The organism is Streptomyces sp. 5K101 (assembly GCF_046506645.1).
Taxonomy (GTDB): domain Bacteria; phylum Actinomycetota; class Actinomycetes; order Streptomycetales; family Streptomycetaceae; genus Streptomyces.
The window spans coordinates 84,377-110,604 of record NZ_JBKFFO010000014.1; the positions used below are offsets into that span (position 1 = coordinate 84,377).

Below are 26,228 nucleotides of genomic sequence, written 5' to 3' on the forward strand. Positions count from 1 at the left end.
CGAGGACGCGCCCCCGCACCCGCTACGGCTGTTCCGGCACGTGGCACACCGCCTCCACGTTGTCGCCGTCCGGGCCGCGGACGTACGCCCCGTAGTACGCCGGGTGGTACGCGGGCCACACCCGCGGCTCGTGCAGCACCTCGGCGCCCGCGTCCACCGCGGCCGCGAAGAAGCCCCGCACGGCGGCGCGGTCGGGCGCGGAGAACGCCAGATGCGCCTCGCGCGCCTGCCCGCCCGTCGTCACCGGGCCGCGACACACGCCACTGACAGTCCCCGCCCCACCGGGCTCAGTCGCAGTGGCCGCCCGCCGAACGGTCCAGCCGGTACGCCGAGTCCAGCCGGTACTCACCGGCGCGCGGCACGGTCAGGCGCGTCCACGCGCCGTCCGGCCCCACACACGCCCCCTTCGCCCGCAGCCACGGCGAGTGCGCCACCCGCACCGTCACCGACCCCGCGCGGGGCATCCGGACGACCAGCCGCGCGTCGTCGCCGTCCACCACGTTCGCCGGGGCCTCGGCGAGCGGCACCGCGTCCCGTACGCGGTAGACCGTCCAGTGGGCGTCCCGCCACACCCGCTCCAGCCATGGCGGTTCGCCGCGCACGATCGCCGACTCGCCCTCGGCCGGGCCGTCGGGCGTCCCGTGGTGCAGGACCACCAGGCCCACCGCCCAGTGGTCCAGCCACGCGCGGTACGTCGCCGGGGACAGCGACCCGTCGTAGAACAACCGCCCCCGCGCCACGTCCAGTTGGCGGTTCCAGCCGCGCGCCGTGTTGACGTGCGGCGCGAGCGCGGTCGCCTCGCGGTGGTTGCGGGCGGGCACCACCTCGACCCGCGTAGGGTCGGCGCCCAGCCGCTCCAACGCGGCCACGACACCGTCCGTGTGCGCCGCCCACGCCGGCACGTCGGTCGAGACGACGAGGTCGTCCTCCGTCTTGTCCGCCAGCCAGTACGCGTTGAACACCAGCGCGGCGGCGAGCAGCGTGCGCAGGACCCGCGCCACGCCACGCGCGAGCACCGCCGCCAGCAGCACGGGCGGACCGGCGAGGCCCAGCAGCCGCTCCACGTTCGTACCGATCGGCGAGGCGATCAGGTACGTGAGCACGACGCCCACGCCGTAGACCCCGGCGCCGTACCGCACCACCCGCCACTCGCGCGGCGCCGCGACGGCCGTCACCGCGGACAGCACGACCGGAAGCCACACCTTGCCCGCGGCCATGGGCTGTTCGCCCTCGAAGGGGAACAGCAGCGTCACCGCGCTCACCACCGCCACCGGCGGCAGCGCCAGCACCGCCGCCTCGCGCCACCGCCGGTCCAGCCCGTACGCCGCGCCCACGACGAGCAGGAACAGCCCCGCCACCGGGCTCGCCGCCGTCGCCAGGGCCGCGCACACCGCCGCGAGCGCCGTACGGCGCACGTACAGCACGGCAGCGAGTCCGATCGCGACCCCCACGGCGAACGTCGTACGGCCCGACGCGACGTTGCACCACAGCGCGAGCGCTCCCGCGAGCGCCGGCCACAGCGGATGCCGCACGCCGCGCCGCACGCACAGCAGCGCCAGCAGCCACGTCGCCGCGAGGCCGGCGGCGACCGACACGGTGCGCACACCGAGGACCGCCATCAGCGGCGGCGTCAGCAGGCTGTAGTTCGCGGTGTGCGTGCCGCCGTACCAGGAGAGGTTGTACGCGGAGCCGGGGTGCCGCTCGAAGAACCCGGCCCAGGCCACCTGCGCCGCCAGGTCGCCCCCGCCGGTCGCGAGCACGTGGGCCCACAGCACGTAGAGCGGCACGACGACGCCTGTCGCGACCAGCGGCACCCGCCACCACGCCGCCGCCTCCCGCCCCCCGGCGGCCGGCCTTGTGACGACGCGCTCACTGATCCCCACGGCGCACACCCTAACGGGCACACATGCGCAGCCCGCCGCGCCGGTTGACACCGCCCGTCCCTCGACCTGCCGCCGAGTCGGTGTCGCATCCACCCGTGCCCCAGGGCTCCCGCCGCCGCACGGGCTGTCTACTGGCGCTGCCGGCCGCAGGCAGGGCTCATCAGGGCCGCCAGCGTACGATGGCTGCGACCACGACACCTCCACCGGCTACCCACCCGGCGCGGCCGCACCGGGCTGGACGGAGAACGAGCAGGTGTCGCCACCCGTGGTGATGAAGGGCAGTAGGGCGCCACAAGGGGGATACGGCGCGCGGCACCCTCCGGTACGCGCTGAAGGATGTGTGCATGTCGATCAACAAGCCGGTGTCGGAGAAGCCGACGAGCCCCGGGCTGAGACAGCCTGAGGCGGCAACGATGCCGGTACCGGTGCCGGTGGCACGTGACGCCATGGCCGTCGATCCTCGCGGGAGCCGGTTGATCGGCGGCCGCTACCGGCTTCTGGAGCGACTCGGCTTCGGTGGTATGGGCACTGTCTGGCGTGCTCACGACGAGGTCGTGGGGCGGGATGTGGCGATCAAGGAGCCTCGGGTCCAGGATCACCTGACAGCGGAGGAGCGGGCCACGGCTTACCTGCGGATGCAGCGCGAAGCGCGGGCCGCCGCTCGTATCGACCATCCTTCGGTGGTCACGGTGCACGATGTGGTCCTGCAGGACGAGCGACCCTGGATCGTCATGGAGCTCGTGCGCGGCCCGTCGCTTGCCGAGCTGCTCGATGAGGGCACCCTGCCGCCGGAGGAGGCGGCCCGGATCGGTGAGGCGGTGGCCGGCGCACTGGCGGCCGCGCACGAGGCAGGGGTGCTGCACCGCGACGTCAAGCCCGCCAACGTCCTGATCGGACGGTATGACCGGGTGGTGCTCACCGACTTCGGCGTCGCGCAGGTCGAGGGGGAGCAGAAGCTCACCGAGACCGGGACGTTCATCGGCTCTCCCGAGTACATCGCCCCCGAGAGAGTGCTGGGGCACCGCCCGGGACCCGAGTCGGATCTGTGGTCGCTCGGTGTGGTGCTCTATGAAGCGGTGGAGGGCGCATCGCCCTTCCGACGGCAGACCACCCCGTCCACGCTGCAGGCCATCCTGCTCGCCGATCCCGCTCGTCCTTCCCGGGCGGGCGAGCTGGCCGACGTCATCGCGACGATGCTCCGGAAGGACCCGTCGGCCCGGCCCCCGGCGGCCGAGATCATCCACGGCCTGCGTGCCGTGTCCCAGCCGCCACCGAAGACCCAGCTGATGCCGGTGCCCATCCCGGAGGGCGGCGGGGATGCCACGGCACCGCGTCCGGGCCGCTTCCGACGGTTCATACGCAGGGGCAAGGCGCGCTACTGGCTCGCGGCGGTCGGTGTCCTGATCGTGGCCTTGGTCCTGCTGTCCCCGCCGGGGCTGCCGGAGGGGTGGAAGACCTTCCAGGAGGCCAAGCTGCACACGTCCTTCGGTGTTCCGCGCGACTACCAGCAGAGCCTGGACAACGAGAGCGTCGCGTTCACCGACCCGCGCGGTGTGTTCTCCATCACGCTGCAACGCGAGAAGGGCAGGAAGACCAACGGTCTGGGCTGGGCCAACGAATGGAAGGCCTGGTACGAGGCGGGCGCGGACGCCACCATGCAGGATGCCCGCCCCCTGGTCGCCAAAGCTGAGCAGCAGGGCAGAGAAGGCGGTCAGATGAGTACGACCTTCCGCTACGCCGCCGGCGACGACACCACCACCGTCTACCGGCGCCACGAACTCTTCGTGGTCACCGGCGAAGGGTACGGCTACCACCTCACGGTGGAGATGCCCGATGCGAAGAACCAGCGCGCCCACGGCGAATGGATCTACCGGGAGATCCAGAAGAGCCTGCAGATCGACGACCTGTGATCATCGCGTCGTGGCGCGTGAACAGCGAGCCAGGACGAGTGGTCCCTCATGACATGGGTGGGGCTGCGTCGTGTCGCCAGGCGGAGCGGCCGGGCTCGTGACGACGCGCTCACTGATCCCCACGGCGCACACCCTGACGGGCAGCCTCGCCGGTTGCGGCAGAGTGCTGATGGGCCGTCACCATGTGACCGACCGGCCGTAACCGGCTGGTGGATCGGCCCCGTCATCCCCGTAGACGGGCAAGGAGTTCGTCTGCAAGGGGATAGGGGCGTTCCTGGGGCAGCAGTCGGGCGGCGGAGTCCGGGTCGCCACCGTTGACGAGGGCGTGGATCTCGTGGGCGAGTGGCGTCACGTCGCGGATGGCGACCGTCCACTCGTCCGCGTAGCGTCGTGCGGCCTCACCGGAGAGGCCGAGTTGCAGCGACCGATACGGCAGCGGCCGCAGGTGCAGATCCCGCTCGGGGTCCCACTGCACGCGGGCGGGCGCGCGCTTCAACTGACGCTGCCAGGTGGCACGGTCGGGGTGTACCCCGTGGGCGTAGCTCGACAGGCACGCGTGGCGCAGCGCCCACTCGAAGCCGTCGCGGGTGATCTCCACCGCGAGGACGGTCTCCTGACCTGCCTTGGCGCCCCAGCCGCAGCGGTACATCATCCACAGGAACGACGGCTTGATCCACGTCATCCTGTCGCGCTTCCACGCGGCGGTGAAACGACCCTCGCGCGCGCTGGGCAGGCCGATTTCCGGGGAGTACGCCTGGTAGACGGTGATCGTGGAGTCCGCATAGGCCGCACGGATCCCGCGTTGCGGTTGTTCCATGGGGTACAGCGTGGAGTCGGCCGGGTCAGGCGGCCACTGATTTTCGACTGCCGCTCGCTGCGACGGAGAACCGCAGGGCGGGGTGGGCGGGCGCGGAATCGCTTGGAGGCCTCGTGCGTTGAGGGCAGTGGGCAGGGGATGCCGGTGGTGTGCGAGCCGAGTAGCCCGAGTGACCGAGCCGACTGACATTGGAGGGCCGTGATGGCTGCGCAGACGCAGAGGGCCGTGCTGGCCGGCGGATGCTTCTGGGGGATGGAGGAGCTGATCCGCCGGCTCCCGGGCGTGACGGCGACCCGGGTCGGATACACGGGGGGTGACGTGCCGAACGCGACGTACCGGAACCATGGCACGCACGCGGAGGCCATTGAGATCCTCTTCGACCCCGCGAAGACCGACTTCCGCGCGATCCTGGAGTTCTTCTTCCAGATCCACGACCCGAGCACCAAGAACCGCCAGGGCAACGACATCGGCCTCAGCTACCGTTCGGCGATCTACTACGTGGACGACGAGCAGAAGCGGATCGCCGAGGACACGATCGCGGATGTGGACGCCTCCGGACTGTGGCCCGGGAAGGTCGTCACCGAGGTGGAGCCGGTCGGCCCCTTCTGGGAGGCCGAGCCCGAGCACCAGGACTACCTGCAGCGTTACCCGGACGGTTACACCTGCCACTTCCCGCGCCCGGGATGGCGGCTGCCCGCCCGCGCGGAGGGCTGACCGCGAAGGCGGCCCGGCGGTGGGCGGAGGCCGGCCGACGCTCCGCAGCCGGGCCGCGCCTGCGTCCGGCGATCCCGCATTCCGTCCGACCGGGCGGCGCGCCGCGTCAGTGCGGAAGCGTCGCCGGGCTGCCGCCGTTCGCCTCGTAGCCCGCCACCGCGAGGGCGCGGTAGACCGCGTACTCGGCCGCCGGGTCGCTGCTGTGCGTCCACGGCAGCGCGCCGACGTGGCCGTCCACGTGGACCAGCTGGTTCATCGCCTCGGCCCAGCGCTCGGAACGGACCAGGAACATCACGAGCAGGTGGCGCACGTGCGCGAGCATCGGGTCGTCGGGGCGGGCCGAGTGGACCGCGTACAGCGCGCCCCCCAGCGCCTTGGTGACCACCGCGCTCTGGTAGAAGCCGGCGACCAGATTGAGCTCAGGCAGGTGCTCGTACACCGCGAACAGCGGCAGGGCCGCGAGCAGCGAGCCCTGCGGCGCCCTCGCGGCGGCGGTCGTCGCGAAGTGGTCGGCCTCCTCCCGGGAGCCGTGCCACTTCTCGCACAGGTAGTGGAGGGCGGCGAGGTGGGCGCCCATGTGGTTGGGCGCCCGGTCGATGACCTTCGCCCACAACTGGTCGAACTGCTCCTGGGAGTCGCCGAGCCCACGGGCGACGGCCAGTTCGACGATGTACGGGACCGGGTCGCCGGGCGCCAGCAGCGCGGCCTCGCCGCACACGGACCTGGCCTCCTCCAGGATGATCCGGAAGTCGTCCGTACCGGCGGCCGACGAACGCCACGCCTGCTGGACGAGGAACTCGGCGTGCACCTGGGCGCCGCCCGCGTCCTTCGGCGACTCCGCGCGCCAGGCGCGCAGCCACGCGCCACCGGTGCCGGGCTGCTGCTGGAGCTCCAGCGACGCGGCGCCGGCGAAGGCCTGGACGCGCTGCCAGCGCACCTCGCCCTCCTTCGGCGTGCCGGCGAGCAGCTGGGAGGCGGCGCGCCAGTCCTGGGTGCGCTGGACGACGTCGAGCACGTCGAGGAGGTCCTGGTCCGGTCCGGGCAGGCGCACGTCCAGCTCTTCCTGGCGCAGGAAGCCGTAGTTGTCCGGGTCGGCGGCGTCGGGCGAGCCGGGGCGGGCGAGCCGGATGCCCGTGCTGCGGCGCCTGATGACGGGGACGACCACCGCGGCCAGCATGCACATCGCGATCAGGAACCAGAGAATCTCCATGGCTCCATTGTCCCGGACACGGACCAGCTCCCCGGCGGCAGGTCGACGCGCACCCACGTCCCCGGCGGCAGGTCGACGCGCACCCACGTCCCCGGCGGCAGGTCGACGCGCACCCACGTCCCCGGCGGCAGGTCGACGCGCACCCACGCCCCCGGCGGCAGGTCCGGGCCGCGAACCGCCCGGCGCGGGACTACGCTCGGGCCTCATGAGCGACGACCACACCATGCACAGCTTCGAGACCCGCGCCATCCATGCGGGCAACACCGCGGACCCGCTGACCGGCGCCGTCGTGCCGCCGATCTACCAGGTCTCCACCTACAAGCAGGACGGCGTGGGCGGGCTGCGGGGCGGTTACGAGTACAGCCGCAGCGCCAACCCGACCCGGACCGCCCTGGAGGAGAACCTGGCCGCGATCGAGGGCGGCCGGCGCGGTCTGGCCTTCGCGTCCGGTCTCGCGGCGGAGGACTGCCTGCTGCGGACGCTGCTGAAGCCGGGTGCGCACGTGGTGATCCCCAACGACGCGTACGGCGGCACGTTCCGGCTGTTCGCCAAGGTGGTCGAGCGGTGGGGCGTGGACTTCTCCGTGGCCGACACCTCGGACCCGGCGGCCGTGCGGGCGGCGGTCAACGACCGTACGCAGCTGATCTGGGTCGAGACCCCGTCGAACCCGCTCCTCGGGATCACGGACATCGCGGCGGTCGCGGACGTGGCGCGCACGGCGGGCGCGAAGCTCGTCGTCGACAACACGTTCGCGAGCCCCTACCTCCAGCAGCCGATCTCCCTCGGCGCCGACGTCGTCGTGCACTCGCTGACCAAGTACATGGGCGGTCACTCGGACGTCGTGGGCGGTGCGCTGATCGCGGCCGACGCGGAGCTGGGCGAGGAGCTGGCGTACCACCAGAACGCGATGGGCGCGGTGGCCGGCCCGTTCGACGCGTGGCTGGTGCTGCGGGGCATCAAGACGCTCCCGGTGCGCATGGACCGCCACAGCGAGAACGCCACCCGCGTCGCGGAGATGCTGACCAAGCACCCGAAGGTCACCTCGGTGCTCTACCCGGGGCTGCCGGAGCACCCGGGGCACGAGGTCGCGGCGAAGCAGATGAAGGCGTTCGGCGGGATGGTGTCGTTCCGGGTCCAGGGCGGCGAGGCAGCGGCGGTCGAGGTCTGCAACCGCGCCAGGCTGTTCACGCTGGGCGAGTCGCTCGGCGGCGTCGAGTCGCTGATCGAGCACCCGGGGCGGATGACCCACGCGTCGGTGGTCGGGTCGGCGCTGGAGGTGCCGGGCGACCTGGTGCGGCTGTCGGTGGGCATCGAGGCGGCCGACGACCTGCTGGCCGACCTCAAGCAGGCGCTCGGCTGAGGGAGTTGACCCGCTCGGACGACATCGGGCCCCGGCCGCTACGGCCGGGGCCCGATGCGCGAGTACCGGGTCAGGCAGTCACCTTCTCGTCCTCGAGGGAGTCACGGATCATCTGCCGCAGCTCGGGGCCGTCGGTGTGCTCGTGGACGGATACGGCGTGCTCGGCGGCCGCCCGTATGACTTCGTCCTCCTCACCGGAGATGGTGAGGGTGCACCCCGAGACGCTCGGGGACTTGCGGCAGTCGACGACTTTCCTGGTCATGAGGGCCTCCTCGGCTTGCTCGGTGCCGCTCGTTCTCAGGATAGATCCGGACGGGCCGGGCGGACGCGGCACGACGGACGCGCTCGCGTCACGCGGCGTGCGCCGCCCCTCAGAAGCCTTCGAGCGGTGGTGTCGTCTGCGACGGCGGCACCAGCCACGGCTGGTTCACCGTCGCCCACACCACGAAGGCGACGGCCGCGGCGACGATCACCAGCCAGGCCGCCCGGCGCAGGGCGCGCCTGCGGCGCAGCAGCCGGCCGCCGTGGGCCGCGGCGCGCACCCCGAGGTCGGCCGGCACGGAGGGCAGCGGGCCCTCCATCATGCGGCGGACCTCGCTCTCCTTGCGGTCGGCGCCGCTCATGACGCCGCCCGCAGCCGGGCCGCCGGAGGCCGCGGCGGTGCGCCGCGCATGGCCGCGACGGCCCGCGTGCAGATCGCGCGCACCCGGTCGGCGGGGATGCCGAGCAGTGCGGCGGTCTGCTCCTCGGCGACCCCCTCGTACAGCCGCAGCACCAGGATCAGGCGCTCCTGCGGGCTGAGCCGGGCGAGCACCCCGCCGTACGACCGGTGATGACGCCAGGCGCCGCGCGCGAAGCGGGTGGCGAGCACCTGGCGGGTGCGGTCGTACGGGTCCTCTCCGCGCAACCGGTCCCAGTCGGCGTAGGTGCGGGCAAGCGCGGCGGTGAGCAGGTGCTGTGCGTACGGGTTGGCGTGGGCGGGCTCGGCCGTGAGCAGGGTCGCGGCGTGCAGCAGCCGGCCGGCCGCGCCCGCCACGAAGGCGTCGAACTCCCGGGCACGGCGGCGGTTCCTGGCCGGATTCCGCTCGCTCACGTCCTCATATAGGGCCCAAGCCGCGTCCCTGGTCAAGGGGTCGGCGGGGGCCTTCGGACCCGTCCTGGTCAGGAGGCCGGCGGAGTCTCCGCCTCCGCCGGGGGCAGCCCGGCCTGGCGGGCGGACAGGGCGGTGTTGAAGCGGGTGAGCAGGGTGCAGAACGACTCGCGTTCGCTCTCCGTCCAGCCCTCCGTGACCTGCCGCATCAGTTCGCGCCGCGAGGCGCGCACCTCGTCGAGGCGGGCCTGGCCGCGGGGCGAGAGCTGCAGGACGACGGCGCGGCCGTCCTCCGGGTGGGAGGTGCGCTTGACCAGGCCGGTGTCGACGAGCGGCGCGACCTGGCGGGTCACGGTCGACGAGTCGATCCCCATGCCCGCCGCGAGCGCCTTGACGCCCATGGGGCCTTCCTGGTCGAGGCGGTTGAGCAGCAGGTAGGCGGCGCGGTCCATGGAGTTGCGGACCTGGCCCACGCCACCGAGCCGGGTCTGTTCCGCGCGCCGGGCGAAGACGGCCACCTGGTGCTGGAGGGCATCGAGGAGGCCGGGAGCGAGATCTGTCGTCATGTCCTGTGAAGTGGGCATGGCAGTTGGGGGGCTCTCTCGTGCGGTGGTCGGTTGGTGGGGGACAGAGTACGCGGCCGGGCCGTGGTGCGTACGGGCGCTGCACAATCCTGCGGCAGACCGCCCGCGATTCGGACGGCGGCCCGGTCGGCGGGGCGAACTGCGAGACTTGTGCCATGAGCTTCCGCACGCCCGAGATCCTGCGCTCCGTCATCCTCGACGACATCCGCGGAGCCCAGAAGATGCTGGCCGGGGTGGCGCGGATGACGCCGATGGAGGGCAGCAGGCACCTGTCGCGGCTGGTGGGGGCGCCGGTCCACCTGAAGTGCGAGAACTTGCAGCGCACGGGCTCGTTCAAGCTGCGCGGCGCCTATGTGCGCATCGCCGGCCTGCGGCCGGAGGAGCGCGCGGCGGGCGTGGTCGCCGCGTCCGCGGGCAACCACGCGCAGGGCGTCGCCCTGGCGTCGTCGCTGCTAGGGGTGCGTTCCACCGTCTTCATGCCGGTCGGCGCCCCGCTGCCGAAGGTGGCCGCGACGCGGGAGTACGGCGCCGACGTGCGGCTCGTGGGACACGTGGTCGACGAGACCCTGGCAGCGGCCGAGGAGTACGCGCGCGAGACGGGCGCGGTGTTCATCCACCCCTTCGACCACCCCGACATCGTGGCAGGCCAGGGCACGGTGGGGCTGGAAATCCTGGAACAGTGCCCCGAGGTGCGGACGATCCTCGTCGGTGTCGGCGGCGGCGGTCTCGTGGCCGGCATCGCCGTGGCGGTGAAGGCGCTGCGGCCCGACGTGAAGATCATCGGCGTGCAGGCCGAGGGCGCGGCGGCGTATCCGCCCTCATTGGCGGCGGGGCGGCCGGTGTCGATCGAGGCGCCGGCGACGATGGCGGACGGGATCAAGGTCGGCCGGCCCGGGGACGTGCCGTTCAAAATCATTGGCGATCTGGTGGACGACGTCCGTACGGTCTCCGAGGACGAGCTCTCCAGCGCGCTGTTGCTGTGTCTGGAGCGGGCCAAGATGGTCGTCGAGCCGGCCGGGGCGAGCACGGTGGCGGCGCTGCTGAGCGATCCGGCGTCGTTCGAGGGCCCGGTGGTCGCACTGCTGTCGGGCGGCAACGTGGATCCGCTGCTGATGCAGCGCATCCTGCGCCATGGCATGGCGGCGGCGGGACGGTATCTGTCGCTGCGGCTGCGCCTGACCGACCGGCCGGGCGCGCTGGCGGGGTTGTTGGGGGCGCTGTCCGTGGCGGACGCCAATGTCCTCGACGTGAGCCATGTGCGGACCGATCCGCGACTCGGGCTCACGGAGGTCGAGGTCGAACTGCACCTGGAGACGAAGGGGCCGGAACATTGCGAGGAGGTCGCGTCGGCCCTGCGCGCCACGGGTTACACCATCCTCGACTGAGGCCCGTCCTTCGACCGGGGCCCGTTCCACGATCGAGGCCAGTCCATCGGCTGACGACCGTTCCTCGACCGAGGCCAGTCCATCGGCTGACGACCGTCCTTCGACTGCAGCCCGCCCGGTCGGCGGGCGCTCCCGCAGCCAACTCGCGGCATCCGCACTCTCGGGATGCCGTGAATCGCTTGATGAGACGCGATGTATCGCGATACTCTCATCATGTGACCGCATCCACCTGCGTGGGTTCGCGGCCCTATGCATGCTCTCGTCCAGAAGTGACCCATCCACCTGTTCCCTGGGAGACCCCCATGCCAGGCGCCATCCACGCCGAAGGTCTGGTGAAGACCTTCGGCGATGTCAGGGCACTCGACGGCGTCGATCTCGACGTCCCGGAAGGCACGGTTCTCGGACTTCTCGGCCCGAACGGCGCCGGCAAGACCACCACCGTGCGCGTGCTGACCACCCTTCTGCGCCCCGACAGCGGCTCCGCCGTCGTCGCCGGGATCGACGTGCTCAAGCACCCCAACGAGGTGCGCAGGTCCATCGGCCTGTCCGGCCAGTTCGCCGCCGTCGACGAATACCTGACCGGCCGGGAGAACCTCCAGATGGTCGGTCGGCTCTACCAGATGAACGCGCGCGACGCGAAGATCCGCGCCGGCGAGTTGCTGGACCGCTTCAACCTCGCCGAGGCCGCCGACCGCCCCGCCAAGACCTACTCCGGCGGCATGCGCAGGCGGCTCGACCTGGCCGCCGCACTGGTCGTCTCGCCGCCCGTGATGTTCATGGACGAGCCGACGACCGGCCTCGACCCGCGCAACCGTCAGCAGCTGTGGGAGGTCATCCAGGAGCTCGTGAGGGGCGGTACGACCCTGCTGCTCACGACGCAGTACCTGGAGGAGGCCGACCACCTCGCCGACACCATCTGCGTCGTCGACCACGGCAAGGTCATCGCCCGCGGCACCGCCGACCAGCTCAAGGCGCGTACCGGCGGCGAACGCGTGGAGGTCGTCGTGCACGAGCCCGACGAGATCGGCCCCGCCCGCGAGGTCCTCGCCGGCTACGGCAAGGGCGAGGTCACGATCGCCGAGCACACCCGCAAGCTGACCGTCCCGGTCACCGGCGGCGCCAAGCTGCTCGCCGAGGTCATCCGTGACCTCGACTCCCGCGGCGTGGAGATCGACGACATCGGTCTGCGCCGGCCCACCCTCGACGACGTGTTCATCTCGCTGACCGGCCACGCGGCCGAGGTCACCGACGAGACCGACGACGAGGTGCCCGACGCCCGGCCCCGTCAGGCCCAGGGCCGCAAGAACCGGAAGGAGAACGCGAAGTGAGCACCTCAGTGGACGCCGCCACCGCCGTGGCCCCCCGGCCGCGCGGCGGCATCGGGCAGTCGGTCAGCGACTCGCTCGTCGTCGCCAAGCGGAACCTGATCCGGATGACCCGGATCCCCGAGATGATCATCTTCGGCATGATCCAGCCGGTCATGTTCGTGGTGCTGTTCAGCTACGTCTTCGGCGGCTCCATGCAGATCGGCCAGTCGACCTCCCCGGGGATCTACCGCGAGTTCCTGATGGCCGGCATCTTCGCCCAGACCGTCACCTTCGCCACGGCGGGCGCCGGCGCGGGCATCGCCGACGACATGCACAAGGGACTCATCGACCGGTTCCGCTCGCTGCCGATGGCCCGCGGCGCGGTCCTCACCGGCCGTACGCTCGCCGACCTCGTGCAGACCGCGCTGACCGTCGTCGTCCTCGTGGTCGTCGCCCTGCTCGTCGGCTGGCGGGCCCACGAAGGCGTCGTCAAGGCCCTCGGCGCCTTCGCCCTGCTGCTGCTCCTCGGCTACGCCTTCTCGTGGATCGGCGCCCTGATCGGACTGTCGGTGCGTACGCCCGAGGCGGCCACCTCCGGCGGCCTGATCTGGCTCTTCCCGGTGACGTTCATCTCGACCGCCTTCGTGGACTCCAGCAAGCTCGCCTCCTGGCTGCAGCCCATCGCCGAGTGGAACCCGTTCAGCGCCACCGTCCAGGCATGCCGTGAACTCTTCGGCAACCCCGGCGCGTCGCAGTCCGACGCCTGGCCGATGGAGCACCCCGTGATCGCCTCGCTCCTCTGGTCGCTCCTGATCATCGTGGTCTTCCGGACCCTGGCGGTGCGCAAGTACCGCTCGGCGACCGCCTGAGCGGCCCCGGCCCGGGACGAGCGGACAACGGGAAGGGGCCGGACCGCGCCTGGCGCGGTCCGGCCCCTTCGCCGTGCGATGCGGGGGCTCAGCCGGTGTACGGCTTGGCGTCCAGGATCTTCACCATGGCCTTCTTGCCGTTCGGCAGCTCGTACTCGGCCTCGTCGCCGACCTTCTTGCCGTTCACACCGACGCCCAGCGGCGACTGCGGCGAGTAGGTCTCGATGTCCGAGCTCGCGTACTCCCGCGACGCCATGAGGAAGGTCAGGGTGTCGTCCTCGTCGCCGTCGAAGGCGATCGTGACGACCATCCCGGGCTCGACGATGCCGTCGTCCGCGGGGGCCTCGCCGACCTTCGCGTTGTCCAGGAGCTGGGTCAGCTGGCGCACACGGAGCTCCTGCTTGCCCTGCTCCTCCTTGGCCGCGTGGTACCCGCCGTTCTCCCGCAGGTCGCCCTCCTCACGGGCCGCCTCGATCTTCTTGGCGATCTCCGTGCGCGCGGGACCAGACAGGTACTCCAGCTCGGCCTTGAGCTGGTTGTACGCCTCCTGGGTGAGCCAGGTGACGTTGTCGCTGGTCTGGGTCACAGGTGCTCCTCGTAGGTACTGGGAATACAAAGCATCGCCCTACTCAGAAGGATTGTCCGTCCCGAGCGGGCGAAACCACGAGCCTAACAATTCCGGGGCGAAAGGGGGAGGACAAAAACGATCAGGACGAAAAAGGCCTGGTCACACGGGTGACGCGCCCGGTGGCACCGCCCGGTCAGGCGGCGCTGCAGCCCACCAGCTGGGCGCTGGTCGCCTGCTCGGTCGTACGGATCTTCACGACCTGGTCGATCCGGCTCTCGCCCGTACGGCCGATCCGCACGTCCAGGCGGCCCACCTCGGCGCCCGCCTCCGAGAGCGAGCGCAGGGTGCAGGTGCCGGTGGCATCCTCGTCCTTGCGCACCTCCAGGTGCACCTGGACCTCGTTCGCGCCCTCGACGACGTCGAACTTGATCACCTCGGCGCTGATCTTCTGGCCGGCGATGTAGTCGTAGCCGAACCAGCCGATCATCGCGAGCAGCCAGGCACCCAGCACGGCACCCAGGATCTTGAGCCTGCGGTCCGCACGCTCGTCCGCGGAGCGGCCGTAACGCCCCTGCGGTAGCTCCTCGCGCACAGCCGCCATGATCGTCCTCTCGAGTGCCGGTGGCAGGAATTTTCCGTCCGCCGATTCGGTCACTATAGAAGCCGCACGACGCGACGAATCATTGAGGATCGAGTCTTGACTGAGCAGCTTCGACTGATGGCCGTGCACGCCCACCCCGACGACGAGTCGAGCAAAGGCGCGGCCACGATGGCCAAGTATGTGTCCGAGGGGGTGGACGTGCTGGTCGTGACCTGCACGGGGGGCGAGCGCGGCTCCATCCTCAACCCCAAGCTCCAGGGCGACCCCTACATCGAGGAGAACATCCACGAGATCCGCAGGAAGGAGATGGACGAGGCCCGGGAGATCCTCGGCGTCAAGCAGGAGTGGCTCGGCTTCGTCGACTCCGGCCTGCCGGAGGGCGACCCGCTGCCGCCGCTGCCCGAGGGCTGCTTCGCGCTGGAGGACATCGACAAGGCGGCGGGTGAACTGGTGCGCAAGATCCGCGCGTTCCGTCCGCAGGTCATCACGACCTACGACGAGAACGGCGGTTACCCGCACCCCGACCACATCATGACCCACAAGATCTCGATGGTGGCGTTCGAGGGCGCGGCGGACACCGAGAAGTTTCCCGAGTCCGAGTACGGAACGGCCTACCAGCCGCAGAAGCTCTACTACAACCAGGGCTTCAACCGCCCGCGCACGGTCGCCCTGCACGAGGCGCTGCTCTCGCGCGGCCTGGAGTCCCCGTACGGGGAGTGGCTGGAGCGCTGGAAGGAGTTCCAGCGCGCCGAGCGCACGCTGACCACGCACGTGCCGTGCGCCGAGTACTTCGAGGTCCGCGACAGGGCTCTGATCGCGCACGCCACGCAGATCGACCCGGAGGGCGGCTGGTTCCGCGTGCCGATGGAGATCCAGAAGGAGGTCTGGCCGACGGAGGAGTACGAGCTGGCGAAGTCGCTCGTCGCCACGTCCCTCCCCGAGGACGACCTCTTCACGGGCATCCGGGACAATGCCTGACATGAGCGCAAGCGCAAACCTCGCCATGACGCACGTCGCCACCCTCGCCAAGGAACTCGACGAGAACAAGGTCACCCCTGGTGTCCTGGGCTTTCTCGTGTTCGCGGCGCTGGCGGTCGGTGTGTGGGCCCTGATGAAGTCGATGAACCGGCACATGGGCCGCGTGAACTTCGAGGAGGAGCCGGAGGCGCCCGAGGGCACCTCCCGCAAGCAGGCCCCCGGCTCGGCCTGACCCCCGTCCCGGCTGCGCCCCACTCCAGCCCGTCCGGCGCTTGAGGACACGCCCGCAGGGCGTGCCGCATCCGGCGGCGGAAAGCCGCCGACGAAGCGGCCCCCGGCGCAGCCGGGCCCGGCACCGGAACCCCCGCTCGCCCCGGGGCGTCAGGTCTGTGTTTCCCGTGCCGGACGGGCTGGGGTGGAGTCCCGGCCGCGCGGTGCCGGGCGGCCGGGTGGGACCGGGTCCGCGTTCCCGTGCCGGACGAGCCTGTGGGGCCCGCGGCCCCGATCAGCGCGACGGCGGGCGGCGACGCGGTCGCGCCCCCCGTCGCCTACTTCCGTTCCACCGGGACCCCCATCACCTCCCGCGCGTGCCTGGTCGGGGCCAGGCCCAGGTGCCAGGCCTGCCAGCCGTCCTCCAGGCGGACGCCGCGGTCGAGCATCACCGCCAGCGCCTCCGCGCAGTCCTCCAGCTTCGCGTCCCGGAAGGCGTGCGGGGACGCCATCAGTTCGGCCAGCTCCTCCTGCGCCACCACCGTGCCCACCTCCGTCCCGCCGGGAGACGCGTACGGCAGCAGCGTGCAGCGCAGGAACGCCGCCCAGTCCGCGCCGCGGCGGTCCTCGTACGACGCGAACAGCTCCGCCGCCTCGTCGCACTGCGCCAGCGCCTGCGGGGCCCGGTCGTTGCCCGCGTCGATCACGGCCAGCTCCAGGCACGTCCACGCCTCGCCGTGAGCCACCTTGATGCGCGCGAAGTCCGCGCGGGCGTCCATCAGCAGCTGCCGGGCGAAGCCCGAGTTGCGCAGGTTGCCCGTCTGGGCGGCGCGCTGGTCGCGCGTGACCCGGCCCGAGTGGTGGCGCGCGCAGGCCAGCCCGTACACGTCCCGCATCCGCGAGAACATCGTCCGCGACCGCTCCAGCTCGCGCACCGCCTCGTCCCGGTCGCCGCGTTCCTCCAGGGCCTGGCCCAGGTAGTACAGCGTCCACGCCTCGCCGCGGGCGTCCTCGTTGTCCCGGTGACGGGACAGCGCCGCGCGGAGCTGGTCGACCGCCGCGCCCGGATCGCCGTCCACCAGCCGGGCCCGCGCCAGCTGGGTCAGCGCCCATGCCTCGCCGCGGTCGTCGCGGGTGCGGCCGTACAGGTCGAGGGCCGTACGCAGCGCCGACTCTGCGTCGGCGACGTCCCCCATGCGCAGGCACACCTGCCCCAGCTGGAACCGCGTCCACGCCTCGCCGTGCAGCGACTCCCCCTCGCGGTGCAGCCGCAGCGCCGTCTCCAGCAGCCGCAGCGCCTCCGCCAGGTTGGCCCGGTCGCGTTCCACCGCGGCCAGGGCGTGCAGCGACCACGCCCGGTCCTCGGCCTGCTCGGGCGAGGACTGCAGCTCGATCGCCTCGTGCAGCTTCGCCGCCGCCTCCGTCAGGTTGCCCTGGTGGTGCAGCGTGATGCCGAGCGAGCACAGCGCGAGGGCCGCGCCCGCGTCGTGCTGCGCCTCCCGGTACAGGCCGACGACGGACGACAGCGTCGTCCGCGCCTTGTCCAGCTCGCCGAGCTGGCGGGCCGCGATACCGGTACGCCAGCGCACCGAACGCTCCAGCAGCCCCTGGTCCACCGCCTGTGACAGCTCCGTGAGCTCGCCCAGCCGGTACAGGTCGCCGCGCAGCAGGCAGTAGTCGCACAGCGCGCCGAGGAGTCCGAGCACGGCCTGCTGGTCGACGCCCTCGGCGTGCCGCAGCGCGGAGGTGATGAAGCTCGACTCGTCGTCGAGCCAGCGCAGCGCGGCGTCCAGCGACGTGAAGCCGTGCGCGCCGAACCGGCCGGCCCGGGTCGACATCTTCCCGTCGACCATGCGGATCACCGCACCCGCGAGGTCCGCGTAGTTCCCGATCAGCCGCTCCTGCGCGGCCGTACGCTCCTTGGCGTCCTCCTCGTCCAGCAGCCGGGCGCGGGCGAAGGCCCGCACGACGTCGTGGAGCCGGTAACGGCTCGCCCGTACATGGTCGACGAGACCCGCCCGCGCCAGCGTCACGAGCAGCCGCTGCGCTTCCTGCTCGTCCGCGCCGAGCAGCGCCGCCGCGGCCGCCGCCCCGAGCGAGGCGCGCCCGGCCAGCGCCAGGCGGCGCAGCAGTCGCCGGGCCTGCTCGGACTGGTCGGTGTACCGCAGCCACACGGCGCGCTCCACCGGGTCCACCGGCCCGTAGGCCCCCAGGTCCGCGGCCAGCCGGTCCGGGCTGCGCTCGCCGAGGGACGAGCCCGCGATCCGCAGCGCCAGCGGCAGCCCGCCGCACAGCTCACGGACCGCGTCGGCGGCCTGGGCGTCGTACGGTGCCGCCGAGGACTCCGCGGCGGCGGCCCTCAGCAGCTCGTCGGCGCCCGCCGCGTCCAGGGCGTCCACCGGGAGCCGGTGGATCCAGGCGGGGATGTCGTCCGGGAGCTCCAGCGGGCGGCGCGACGTCACCAGCACCAGGCTGTCCGAACGCTCCGGCAGCAGCGTCCGCACCTGCTCGGCGTCGCTCGCGTCGTCGAGGACGACCGTCACGGGCAGGCCCGTCAGATGCTGGTGGTACAGCTCGCCGAGCCGCCGCACCTGCTGCTCCGGCGACGACCGCTTCCGGAACAGCAGCTGTTCGCGCGGCGCGCCGAGGCGGTTCAGCAGATGCAGCAGCGCGTCCCGCGTCGACAGCGGATGTCCGCTCTCGCCGCGCAGATCCACCACGCACGCGCCCCGGAACTGGTCCTTGAGATGGTGCGCCGCCCGCACCGCCAGGGTCGTACGCCCCGAGCCGGGCTCGCCGTGGAGCACGACGACCGTCGGCCGTGTCCGCGTCGACGCGCGCGCCGCGTGCACCCACTGGGCGATCTGCGTCAGTTCCTCGCGCCGTCCCGCGAACGGCCCGTCGGGCTGGGGGAGATGAGCGAACGACTGCTCCAGCACCGACCGGCGGCGTGCCGCCGCACTGCGGTCGGCGCCGCGCAACTGCGGTGCCGCCGCGGCCTTCTTCGCGGGCCGTGCCGCGGACGCCAGCATCCGCTGGTGGTCCAGGAACGGCCGGATGCCGCGTACCTCCAGCGCCGTCAGCCACTGCAGGCGCAGCTGCTCCACGCCGCCCGGCTGCCCGGCCGCGCCCGCCCTGCGGTGCGCCGCCGGCCAGTGCGACGCGGTGACCTTGGCGACGGTGGTCGCGGCCCCCGCGACCGCGACGACCGCCCCGGCGCCGAGTGCCGTGCCGGTCGCGGTGCCCAGCGCGACGTCCGCGCCGATCGCCGCGACGGCCGCGACCGCCGTCACCAGCGCGGGCGTCGACAGATTCCGCCTGCTGAACCGCTCGGACAGCGCCGGCTGCCCCGCCTCGGCCTCCGCGAGAGCCCGCTCGTACGCGGCGTACTCCTCGGCGGCGGCCGCGGCCATGCCGTCCAGTGCGGCCTGCCCGCGACCGAGCAGGATCCGGCCGTCCGTCCGCCCGCCGGTCCGCCGCACCTCTTCCTCGACGGCGCGCCCCAACAGCCGCTCCGCTTCCGCCCGGTGGCTCTCCCGCATGTACGTCCCCCTAGAAGTGCGCCAATTCCGTTCGTCTACCCACTTGTTGCGGCGTCAAGTGTGCTGCGGACGGGAGGGGAGGGGGAGGGCTGCGGGGCGGGAGCCGTCGTCGGAGCGCCCCGAGGTCCGCCTCGGGCCGGGCTTCGGCACCCCGCCGCCTGATCGGTGGCGTCGCCTTCGCCGCCACGGGCGCCCGGAGCCCCGTGCCGTGCGGGCGCGACCCCGTCGCGTGCGCGAGGATGGAGGTATGCCGAACCGACTTGCGCAGGCCACCTCCCCCTACCTGCTCCAGCACGCCGAGAACCCCGTGGACTGGTGGCCCTGGTCGGACGAGGCGTTCGACGAGGCGCGCAGGCGGGAGGTGCCGGTGCTGCTGAGCGTCGGGTACTCGAGCTGCCACTGGTGCCACGTCATGGCGCACGAGTCGTTCGAGGACGACACGACGGCTGCGGTGATGAACGAGCACTTCGTGGCCGTGAAGGTCGACCGCGAGGAGCGGCCCGACGTCGACGCCGTCTACATGGAGGCCGTACAGGCCGCGACCGGCCAGGGCGGCTGGCCCATGACCGTGTTCATGACCCCGGACGGGGAGCCGTTCTACTTCGGTACGTACTTCCCGCCCGCGCCCCGGCACGGCATGCCCTCCTTCCAGCAGGTGCTGGAGGGCGTCACGGCCGCCTGGCGGGACCGGAGGGCCGAGGTGACCGAGGTCGCGGAGAGGATCACCCGCGACCTCGCGGGGCGCTCGCTCGCCCACGGCGGCCAGGGTGTGCCCGGCGAGGAGGAGCTCGCCCAGGCGCTGCTCGGACTGACCCGGGAGTACGACGAGCGGCACGGCGGGTTCGGCGGCGCGCCGAAGTTCCCGCCGTCGATGGCGGTGGAGTTCCTGCTGCGCCACCACGCCCGCACCGGCGCCGAAGGAGCGCTGCAGATGGCGGCCGACACCTGCGAGGCGATGGCGCGCGGCGGGATCTACGACCAGCTCGGCGGCGGGTTCGCCCGGTACTCGGTGGACCGCGAGTGGGTGGTGCCCCACTTCGAGAAGATGCTCTATGACAACGCGCTGCTCTGCCGGGTCTACGCCCACCTGTGGCGGGCCACGGGCAGCGACCTCGCCAAGAGGGTGGCGCTGGAGACCGCCGACTTCATGGTGCGCGAACTGCGCACGGCCGAGGGCGGGTTCGCCTCCGCGCTCGACGCGGACAGCGACACACCCGAGGGCGGACACGCCGAGGGCGCGTTCTACGTCTGGACGCCCGCGCAGCTGCGCGAGGTGCTGGGGGAGGAGGACGCCGGGCGGGCGATCGAGCTGTACGCGGTGACCGAGGAGGGCACCTTCGAGGAGGGCGCGTCCGTGCTGCAGCTGCCCGGTGCCGAGGCCGACCCCGGCCTCAGGGCCCGGTTGCTGGCGGCACGGGAGGAGCGGCCCCGGCCCGGCCGGGACGACAAGGTGGTGGCCGCCTGGAACGGGCTCGCGATCGCCGCGCTCGCCGAGACGGGCGCGTACTTCGACCGCCCGGACCTGGTGGAGCGTGCTACGGAGGCCGCCGACCTGCTCGTGCGGCTGCACATGGACTTCTCGGCCGGCGGCGTACGCCTGCACCGCACGTCCAAGGACGGCCGCGCCGGCGCGAACGCGGGTGTCCTGGAGGACTACGCGGACGTCGCCGAGGGCTTCCTCGCGCTCGCCGCGGTCAGCGGCGAGGGGACGTGGCTGGAGTTCGCCGGATTCCTGCTGGACATGGTCATCGACCGGTTCCGGGGCGAGGGCGGGGCGTTCTACGACACCGCTCACGACGCCGAGCAGCTGATCCGCCGGCCCCAGGACCCCACCGACGGCGCGACCCCCTCCGGCTGGTCAGCGGCGGCCGGGGCCCTGCTGTCGTACGCCGCCCACACCGGCTCCGAGGTCCATCGCACCGTCGCCGAAGGCGCGTTGGGCGTGGTCAAGGCGCTGGGGCCCCGGGCGCCACGCTTCATCGGGTGGGGGCTGGCAGTGGCGGAGGCGCTGCTGGACGGGCCACGCGAGGTGGCGGTCGTGGGCGCGCAGGACGACCCGCGCCGCCGCGAACTGCACCGGGTGGCGCTGCTGTCGACGGCCCCGGGCGCGGTCGTGGCGGCGGGCGAGGCGGACGGGGACGAGTTCCCGCTCCTGCGGGACCGCCCGCTGGTGAACGGCAGTCCGGCCGCCTACGTCTGCCGCGCCTTCGTGTGCGACGCACCCACCACGGACGCGTCGGAACTGGGCCGCAAGCTTACCGGCTGAACATCGCCCGCCACCCGCACGGCCTGTGAGCGGGCCGGGGGCAGGCCGGCCGCCGGGCTCACAGCCGCAGGCCGCGCTCCAGCGCGTCCAGCGTGCGGTCGACGAGCCCGACCAGGTCGTCCTTCTGGCCGTGCTCGGCCCAGTACAGCACGGCTTCGCGCAGGGCCCCCGTCACCGCGGCGGTGACGACCCGCACCTCCAGGTCGTCGGACGCGCGTCCGGCCCGGTCGGCGATCGGTGCCGCGAGCGCGTGCGAGGTCTCGGCCAGCGTCTCGGTCATCCGGGCCCGCAGGGCCGGGACCTCCGTCATGAGCCGGGCCTGCAGGCGCAGCTCCTCGGGCTCCAGCTCGGCGGTCGAGGCGACGGCCTCGGTGAGGACGGCGCGCAGGGAGGCGATCGGCGTCTCGTCGGCGGGCCTGGCGCGCAGGGCGGCCACCATCGCCGGGTCGTACGCGTCGGTGAGGACGATGTCCTCTTTGGCGGGGAAGTAGCGGAAGACGGTGGAGGGGGAGACCTCCGCGGCCGCGGCGATCTGCTCCACGGTGGTGGCCTCGTACCCCTGCTCGCAGATCAGCCGGTAGGCGGCCTTGCGGATCGCGATCCGGGTCCTGATCTTTTTCCGCTCCCGCAGCCCGAGCTGCCGTCCGTGCTGGTCCAGCGGGGTACGTGCGGTGGCGGCCATGGGCGTCATTGTCGGGCATGCGCCGCGGCCCCGGCCATGTCCGGACCGGGGCCGCGTACGACGGGCTTCCGCCTCAGGAGTGCTGATACGCCACCAGGGAGATCCCGACGTAGTGGACGATGAACGCCGCGAGCGTCAGGGAGTGGAAGACCTCGTGGAAGCCGAACCAGCGCGGCGAGGGGTTCGGCCGCTTCATCCCGTAGATCACGCCGCCCGCGCTGTAGAGCAGCCCGCCGACGATGACCAGCACCAGGACGGCGATCCCGCCCTCGCGCAGGAAGTCCGGCAGGAAGAACACGGCGGCCCAGCCCATCGCGATGTAGCAGGGCGTGTACAGCCAGCGCGGGGCGCCGACCCAGAACACCCGGAAGACGATGCCCGCCACTGCCGCCGCCCACACCGCGCACAGCAGGACCCGGCCGGTGGTGTGGGGGAGGAGGAGCAGGGTGAGGGGCGTGTAGGTGCCCGCGATGATCAGGAAGATGTTCGCGTGGTCGAGCCGGCGCAGTACGGCGGTGGCCCGCGGTCCCCAGGTGCCCCGGTGGTAGAGGGCGCTGACGCCGAACAGCAGGCAGGCGGTCAGGACGTAGATCGCGCAGGCGATGCGTCCGCGGGTGGAGTCGGCGAGCGCGGTGAGGACGACTCCGGCGATCAGGACAGCGGGGAACATACCGGCGTGCAGCCAGCCTCGCAGCCGGGGCTTCACCGGCGGGGGGTCGATCTCCGTCACTTCGGGCGAGGCTGCAGTCATGCCGGGCATGTTACCTACGCGACCGTAACCAGCAGGGCGGAGTGGCCATGCTCACGCGTCCGTGGTGATGCTCACGTGAGAGGTCCTCTGGACATATGGGCACTGGACGCCGATGATCAGATGAGTGCCGTCGGCACCGGATGAGCGCCAGCCACAAGTAGGCCGAAGCATCCGGGTCGCAGCCCCCACGGGGCAACAACCCATAACCCCTCATTTAGGAGCGATCGTGGCGCGCGACATCGCGGCTCCCCTGCCCACCAACCACCAGAAGCTGATCGCCTGGGTCGACGAGATCGCGGCGATCACGCAGCCGGACGAGATCGTCTGGTGCGACGGCTCCGAAGCCGAGTACGAGCGGCTGTGCGAGGAGCTGGTGGCCAAGGGGACCTTCAGGAAACTGGACCCGATCAAGCGCCCGAATTCGTACTACGCGGCATCCGACCCCACCGACGTCGCCCGCGTCGAGGACCGCACCTTCATCTGCTCCGAGCAGGAGGCGGACGCCGGCCCCACGAACCACTGGAAGGCCCCGGCGGAGATGAAAGAGATCTTCGCCGGTGACAAGGGGATCTTCCGCGGCTCGATGAAGGGCCGGACGATGTACGTCGTCCCGTTCTGCATGGGCCCCCTCGGCTCGCCGCTGTCCGCGATCGGCGTCGAGATCACCGACTCCGCCTACGTCGCCGTCTCCATGCGCACCATGACCCGCATGGGACAGCCGGTCCTCGAGGAGCTCGGCACCGACGGCTTCTTCGTCAAGGCCGTCCACACGCTGGGCGCGCCGCTGAAGGAGGGCCAGGCGGACGTTCCGTGGCCGTGCAACTCCACCAAGTACATCTCGCACTTCCCCGAGACCCGTGAGATCTGGTCGTACGGCTCCGGCTACGGCGGCAACGCCCTGCTCGGCAAGAAGTGCTACGCCCTGCGCATCGCCTCCGTCATGGCCCGCGACGAGGGCTGGCTGGCCGAGCACATGCTGATCCTCAAGCTCACCCCGCCGCAGGGCGAGGCCAAGTACGTCGCCGCCGCGTTCCCGTCCGCCTGCGGCAAGACCAACCTCGCCATGCTGGAGCCCACGATCTCCGGCTGGAGCGTGGAGACCATCGGCGACGACATCGCCTGGATGCGCTTCGGCGAGGACGGCCGGCTCTACGCGATCAACCCCGAGGCCGGCTTCTTCGGCGTCGCGCCCGGCACCGGCGAGCACACGAACGCCAACGCCATGAAGACCCTGTGGGGCAACGCGGTCTTCACCAACGTCGCGCTCACCGACGACAACGACGTGTGGTGGGAGGGCATGACCGAGGAGGAGCCGAAGCACCTCACGGACTGGAAGGGCAACGACTGGACCCCGGACACGGAGACTCCGGCCGCCCACCCCAACGCGCGCTTCACCGTCCCCGCCTCGCAGTGCCCGATCATCGCGCCCGAGTGGGAGGACCCCAAGGGCGTGCCGATCTCGGCGATCCTCTTCGGCGGCCGCCGCGCCTCCGCCGTCCCGCTGGTGACCGAGTCCTTCGACTGGCAGCACGGCGTCTTCCTCGGCGCGAACGTCGCCTCGGAGAAGACCGCCGCCGCCGAGGGCAAGGTCGGCGAGCTGCGCCGCGACCCCTTCGCCATGCTGCCCTTCTGCGGCTACAACATGGGCGACTACATGGCCCACTGGATCAAGGTCGGCAAGAGCGCGGACCAGTCCAAGCTGCCGAAGATCTACTACGTGAACTGGTTCCGCAAGAACGACGCGGGCAAGTTCGTCTGGCCCGGCTTCGGCGAGAACAGCCGTGTCCTGAAGTGGATCGTGGAGCGCCTGGAGGGCAAGGCCGAGGGCGTCGAGACCCCCATCGGCATCCTGCCGACGCGTGACGCGCTCGACACCGAGGGCCTGGACCTGCCCGAGGAGGACCTCGACTTCCTGCTCAAGGTCGACGCCGACGTGTGGCGCGAGGAGGCGGCCCTGGTCCCCGAGCACCTCAACACGTTCGGCGACCACACGCCCAAGGAGCTGTGGGACGAGTACCGCGCCCTGGTCTCCCGCCTGGGCTGACCCGCTCCCGGCCGGGGCCCCCGTACAACGGCGTACGGGGCCCCGGCCTTTTCGCGCCCGCACTGCTGGATGAGGACCGGATTCCGGCGGCATACCGTGTCCGCGCCATGAGTAATTCACCGGTGGGGATGCCATGCGGAAAATTCTCCTGGCTGGGGCGGGCGCCCGCCTGTCGGGTCGCCAATCCGTCAGTCAACAAGCGCAAGGAAAGCCGAGCCTGACGGGTCATTTCTGCATGACGGCCGCCCGAGTGATCTTCGTCCGCAACGCGGGGCGATTCCGCCGGAATTCGGTCCCGCGAGAGAAGAATCCCCCTGTCCGTGGCCATCGGCGACGTGACACGCATGCGTACCGAGCGCGCTTTCTCGAGTGCGCGCGCCTGCGGATTGGTCACTTCAAGTCTCATGAGAAAGGTTCTCTGGTGAGCCGTAGAACGATCCGAAGTTCCCGCGTGAAGTCCGTCACCATGGTCTCCGCGGGTGCGCTTGCCGTGGTGCTCAACGTGGTCCCGAGCACGCAGGCCATCGCCGACGCGATCCACAGGTCCGGCACCGAGCACAGCGTGGGGCTGCCGGGCCCGAACGGTGCCCTGAGTGCCGACCGCGACAAGGACAAGGACAAGGACAAGGACAAGGGGAAGGGCGAGAAGGGCGACAGGGGCCAGCGGGGTCCCCGGGGCTTCCAGGGTCACCAGGGTCACCAGGGTCCCCAGGGCTTCCAGGGCGTCCCGGGGGCCACGGGCGCTCAGGGCCCCCAGGGCGAGCAGGGAGACCCGGGCGCGACCGGCGCCCAGGGTGCCCAGGGCGAGCAGGGAGACGTGGGCGCGACGGGTGCCCAGGGAGACCCGGGCGTCCAGGGTCCGCAGGGAGACGCGGGTGCCCAAGGTTTCCAGGGTGACGCGGGTGCCCAGGGTCCGCAGGGCGACACGGGTGCCCAGGGTCCGCAGGGCTTCCAGGGCGAGACCGGCGCTCAGGGCGACCCGGGCACGCTCGACACCTATGTGGTGGCCGGCGAGGCCGACGTCGCCACGTCGACGGCCCTGTGCTTCGACAACGACGTGGCCACCGGCGGTGGATACCAAGCGGCCGACGGCACCACCGTCGACCGGAACAGCCCGGTCTTCGCCGCGATCGGGGCCCCCGCCACCGGGTGGCAGGCCCACACGGTCGCCCCCCCTGAGGGCTTCCAGGCGTTCGCCGTCTGCGCTGTCGTGCCGTAACTCCGACTGACCGGTGCTGCGGTCAGTTGTCCGCCTCATCCGGAATGAGCGACGGTGCCCCCGAGGCTTCGGCCTCGCGGGCACCGTCCGCATTCCGCCCGCCGCGTCGCCTCACGGCATGTGGTGCCTGCTCATCGCCCGCGATCCGAGCGTCGGAAGAGAATCCACCCCCCCGGCCGGCGAACGCCGGGGCAGCAAGAGCATCGGAGAACCATGCGCGAGACGGCCGCACCATCCG

The 26,228-nt window shown here is 72.0% G+C and carries 24 protein-coding genes; 11 read left to right on the plus strand and 13 right to left on the minus strand.

Going from position 1 to position 26,228, the window contains the following annotated elements; genetic code table 11:
- Positions 1-22: 22 nt before the first annotated feature.
- Both ACLB9X_RS25345 and ACLB9X_RS25350 read right to left on the minus strand, forming a co-directional pair.
- Entirely contained in the window at positions 23-259 is a 237-nt protein-coding gene (locus ACLB9X_RS25345; protein WP_410362696.1) for a hypothetical protein, read from the minus strand.
- A gap of 28 nt (positions 260-287) precedes the next feature.
- Complete coding sequence (locus ACLB9X_RS25350; protein WP_410362794.1) at positions 288-1,814, minus strand: hypothetical protein; 1,527 nt, start codon at positions 1,812-1,814, stop codon at positions 288-290.
- A 413-nt stretch (positions 1,815-2,227) separates the two neighbouring features.
- On the opposite strand from ACLB9X_RS25350, the gene ACLB9X_RS25355 reads away from it, so the two are divergent.
- Complete coding sequence (locus ACLB9X_RS25355) at positions 2,228-3,793, plus strand: serine/threonine-protein kinase (RefSeq protein ID WP_410362697.1); 1,566 nt, start codon at positions 2,228-2,230, stop codon at positions 3,791-3,793.
- Between the two features lie 223 nt (positions 3,794-4,016).
- Here ACLB9X_RS25355 and ACLB9X_RS25360 read toward each other — a convergent pair whose 3' ends face one another.
- On the minus strand, positions 4,017-4,610 hold the full coding sequence (locus ACLB9X_RS25360) for a DUF4291 domain-containing protein (RefSeq protein WP_410362698.1): 594 nt from the start codon (positions 4,608-4,610) through the stop codon (positions 4,017-4,019).
- Between the two features lie 201 nt (positions 4,611-4,811).
- Between ACLB9X_RS25360 and msrA the strand changes: the two genes are divergently transcribed.
- A complete protein-coding gene (gene msrA / locus ACLB9X_RS25365; protein WP_033323708.1) occupies positions 4,812-5,324 on the plus strand; it encodes a peptide-methionine (S)-S-oxide reductase MsrA in 513 nt (170 codons plus the stop codon).
- A gap of 106 nt (positions 5,325-5,430) precedes the next feature.
- Here msrA and ACLB9X_RS25370 read toward each other — a convergent pair whose 3' ends face one another.
- Complete coding sequence (locus tag ACLB9X_RS25370) at positions 5,431-6,534, minus strand: hypothetical protein (RefSeq protein WP_410362699.1); 1,104 nt, start codon at positions 6,532-6,534, stop codon at positions 5,431-5,433.
- Positions 6,535-6,739: 205 nt separating this feature from the next.
- Between ACLB9X_RS25370 and ACLB9X_RS25375 the strand changes: the two genes are divergently transcribed.
- Positions 6,740-7,894 carry a cystathionine gamma-synthase gene (locus ACLB9X_RS25375; RefSeq protein WP_410362700.1) on the plus strand — a complete coding sequence of 385 codons (1,155 nt, stop codon included), beginning with the start codon at positions 6,740-6,742 and terminating at the stop codon, positions 7,892-7,894.
- 70 nt (positions 7,895-7,964) lie between these two features.
- Here the strand turns inward: ACLB9X_RS25375 and ACLB9X_RS25380 are convergent, their stop codons facing one another.
- From ACLB9X_RS25380 to ACLB9X_RS25395, 4 genes are all read right to left on the minus strand, one after another.
- The gene (locus ACLB9X_RS25380; protein WP_307713756.1) at positions 7,965-8,156 is read right to left on the minus strand and encodes a DUF1059 domain-containing protein; all 192 of its coding nucleotides are present in this window, start codon (positions 8,154-8,156) and stop codon (positions 7,965-7,967) included.
- Positions 8,157-8,265: 109 nt separating this feature from the next.
- Positions 8,266-8,517: a hypothetical protein gene (locus tag ACLB9X_RS25385; protein ID WP_410362701.1), complete on the minus strand. Its 252-nt coding sequence runs from the start codon at positions 8,515-8,517 to the stop codon at positions 8,266-8,268.
- On the minus strand, positions 8,514-8,987 hold the full coding sequence (locus tag ACLB9X_RS25390; protein ID WP_410362702.1) for a sigma factor-like helix-turn-helix DNA-binding protein: 474 nt from the start codon (positions 8,985-8,987) through the stop codon (positions 8,514-8,516). Before ACLB9X_RS25390 ends, ACLB9X_RS25385 begins: the two co-directional genes overlap by 4 nt.
- 68 nt (positions 8,988-9,055) lie before the next feature.
- Complete coding sequence (locus ACLB9X_RS25395; protein ID WP_410362703.1) at positions 9,056-9,568, minus strand: MarR family winged helix-turn-helix transcriptional regulator; 513 nt, start codon at positions 9,566-9,568, stop codon at positions 9,056-9,058.
- A 155-nt stretch (positions 9,569-9,723) separates the two neighbouring features.
- On the opposite strand from ACLB9X_RS25395, the gene ilvA reads away from it, so the two are divergent.
- From ilvA to ACLB9X_RS25410, 3 genes are all read left to right on the plus strand, one after another.
- Positions 9,724-10,953, plus strand: a complete 1,230-nt coding sequence (gene ilvA, locus ACLB9X_RS25400) for a threonine ammonia-lyase (protein WP_410362704.1) — start codon at positions 9,724-9,726, stop codon at positions 10,951-10,953.
- A 302-nt stretch (positions 10,954-11,255) separates the two neighbouring features.
- Positions 11,256-12,281 (plus strand): ATP-binding cassette domain-containing protein, encoded by a 1,026-nt coding sequence (locus ACLB9X_RS25405; RefSeq protein WP_410362705.1) that lies wholly within the window; start codon positions 11,256-11,258, stop codon positions 12,279-12,281.
- Positions 12,278-13,129 carry an ABC transporter permease gene (locus tag ACLB9X_RS25410; protein ID WP_410362706.1) on the plus strand — a complete coding sequence of 284 codons (852 nt, stop codon included), beginning with the start codon at positions 12,278-12,280 and terminating at the stop codon, positions 13,127-13,129. Before ACLB9X_RS25405 ends, ACLB9X_RS25410 begins: the two co-directional genes overlap by 4 nt.
- 88 nt (positions 13,130-13,217) lie before the next feature.
- Here ACLB9X_RS25410 and greA read toward each other — a convergent pair whose 3' ends face one another.
- Positions 13,218-13,715, minus strand: a complete 498-nt coding sequence (greA, locus tag ACLB9X_RS25415; protein WP_365993898.1) for a transcription elongation factor GreA — start codon at positions 13,713-13,715, stop codon at positions 13,218-13,220.
- A gap of 175 nt (positions 13,716-13,890) precedes the next feature.
- A complete protein-coding gene (locus ACLB9X_RS25420) occupies positions 13,891-14,298 on the minus strand; it encodes a DUF4307 domain-containing protein (RefSeq protein ID WP_410362707.1) in 408 nt (135 codons plus the stop codon).
- Between the two features lie 96 nt (positions 14,299-14,394).
- Here ACLB9X_RS25420 and mca point away from each other — a divergent pair, with 96 nt between their 5' ends.
- Together mca and ACLB9X_RS25430 are read left to right on the plus strand one after the other, a co-directional pair.
- Positions 14,395-15,276 (plus strand): mycothiol conjugate amidase Mca, encoded by an 882-nt coding sequence (gene mca, locus ACLB9X_RS25425; protein WP_410362708.1) that lies wholly within the window; start codon positions 14,395-14,397, stop codon positions 15,274-15,276.
- Entirely contained in the window at positions 15,269-15,508 is a 240-nt protein-coding gene (locus ACLB9X_RS25430; protein WP_410362709.1) for a hypothetical protein, read from the plus strand. The genes mca and ACLB9X_RS25430 overlap by 8 nt, the downstream gene beginning before the upstream one ends.
- A gap of 316 nt (positions 15,509-15,824) precedes the next feature.
- On the opposite strand, the gene ACLB9X_RS25435 is transcribed toward ACLB9X_RS25430, so the two are convergent.
- Positions 15,825-19,028, minus strand: a complete 3,204-nt coding sequence (locus ACLB9X_RS25435; protein ID WP_410362710.1) for a tetratricopeptide repeat protein — start codon at positions 19,026-19,028, stop codon at positions 15,825-15,827.
- Between the two features lie 247 nt (positions 19,029-19,275).
- Between ACLB9X_RS25435 and ACLB9X_RS25440 the strand changes: the two genes are divergently transcribed.
- Positions 19,276-21,294 carry a thioredoxin domain-containing protein gene (locus ACLB9X_RS25440; protein WP_410362711.1) on the plus strand — a complete coding sequence of 673 codons (2,019 nt, stop codon included), beginning with the start codon at positions 19,276-19,278 and terminating at the stop codon, positions 21,292-21,294.
- A gap of 58 nt (positions 21,295-21,352) precedes the next feature.
- On the opposite strand, the gene ACLB9X_RS25445 is transcribed toward ACLB9X_RS25440, so the two are convergent.
- On the minus strand, positions 21,353-21,985 hold the full coding sequence (locus ACLB9X_RS25445; protein WP_410362712.1) for a TetR/AcrR family transcriptional regulator: 633 nt from the start codon (positions 21,983-21,985) through the stop codon (positions 21,353-21,355).
- Between the two features lie 64 nt (positions 21,986-22,049).
- Positions 22,050-22,727: a PAQR family membrane homeostasis protein TrhA gene (gene trhA, locus ACLB9X_RS25450; RefSeq protein ID WP_410362713.1), complete on the minus strand. Its 678-nt coding sequence runs from the start codon at positions 22,725-22,727 to the stop codon at positions 22,050-22,052.
- A 226-nt stretch (positions 22,728-22,953) separates the two neighbouring features.
- Between trhA and ACLB9X_RS25455 the strand changes: the two genes are divergently transcribed.
- Entirely contained in the window at positions 22,954-24,771 is a 1,818-nt protein-coding gene (locus ACLB9X_RS25455; RefSeq protein WP_410362714.1) for a phosphoenolpyruvate carboxykinase (GTP), read from the plus strand.
- A gap of 451 nt (positions 24,772-25,222) precedes the next feature.
- Complete coding sequence (locus ACLB9X_RS25460) at positions 25,223-25,990, plus strand: hypothetical protein (protein ID WP_410362715.1); 768 nt, start codon at positions 25,223-25,225, stop codon at positions 25,988-25,990.
- The last annotated feature ends 238 nt before the right edge of the window (positions 25,991-26,228 follow it).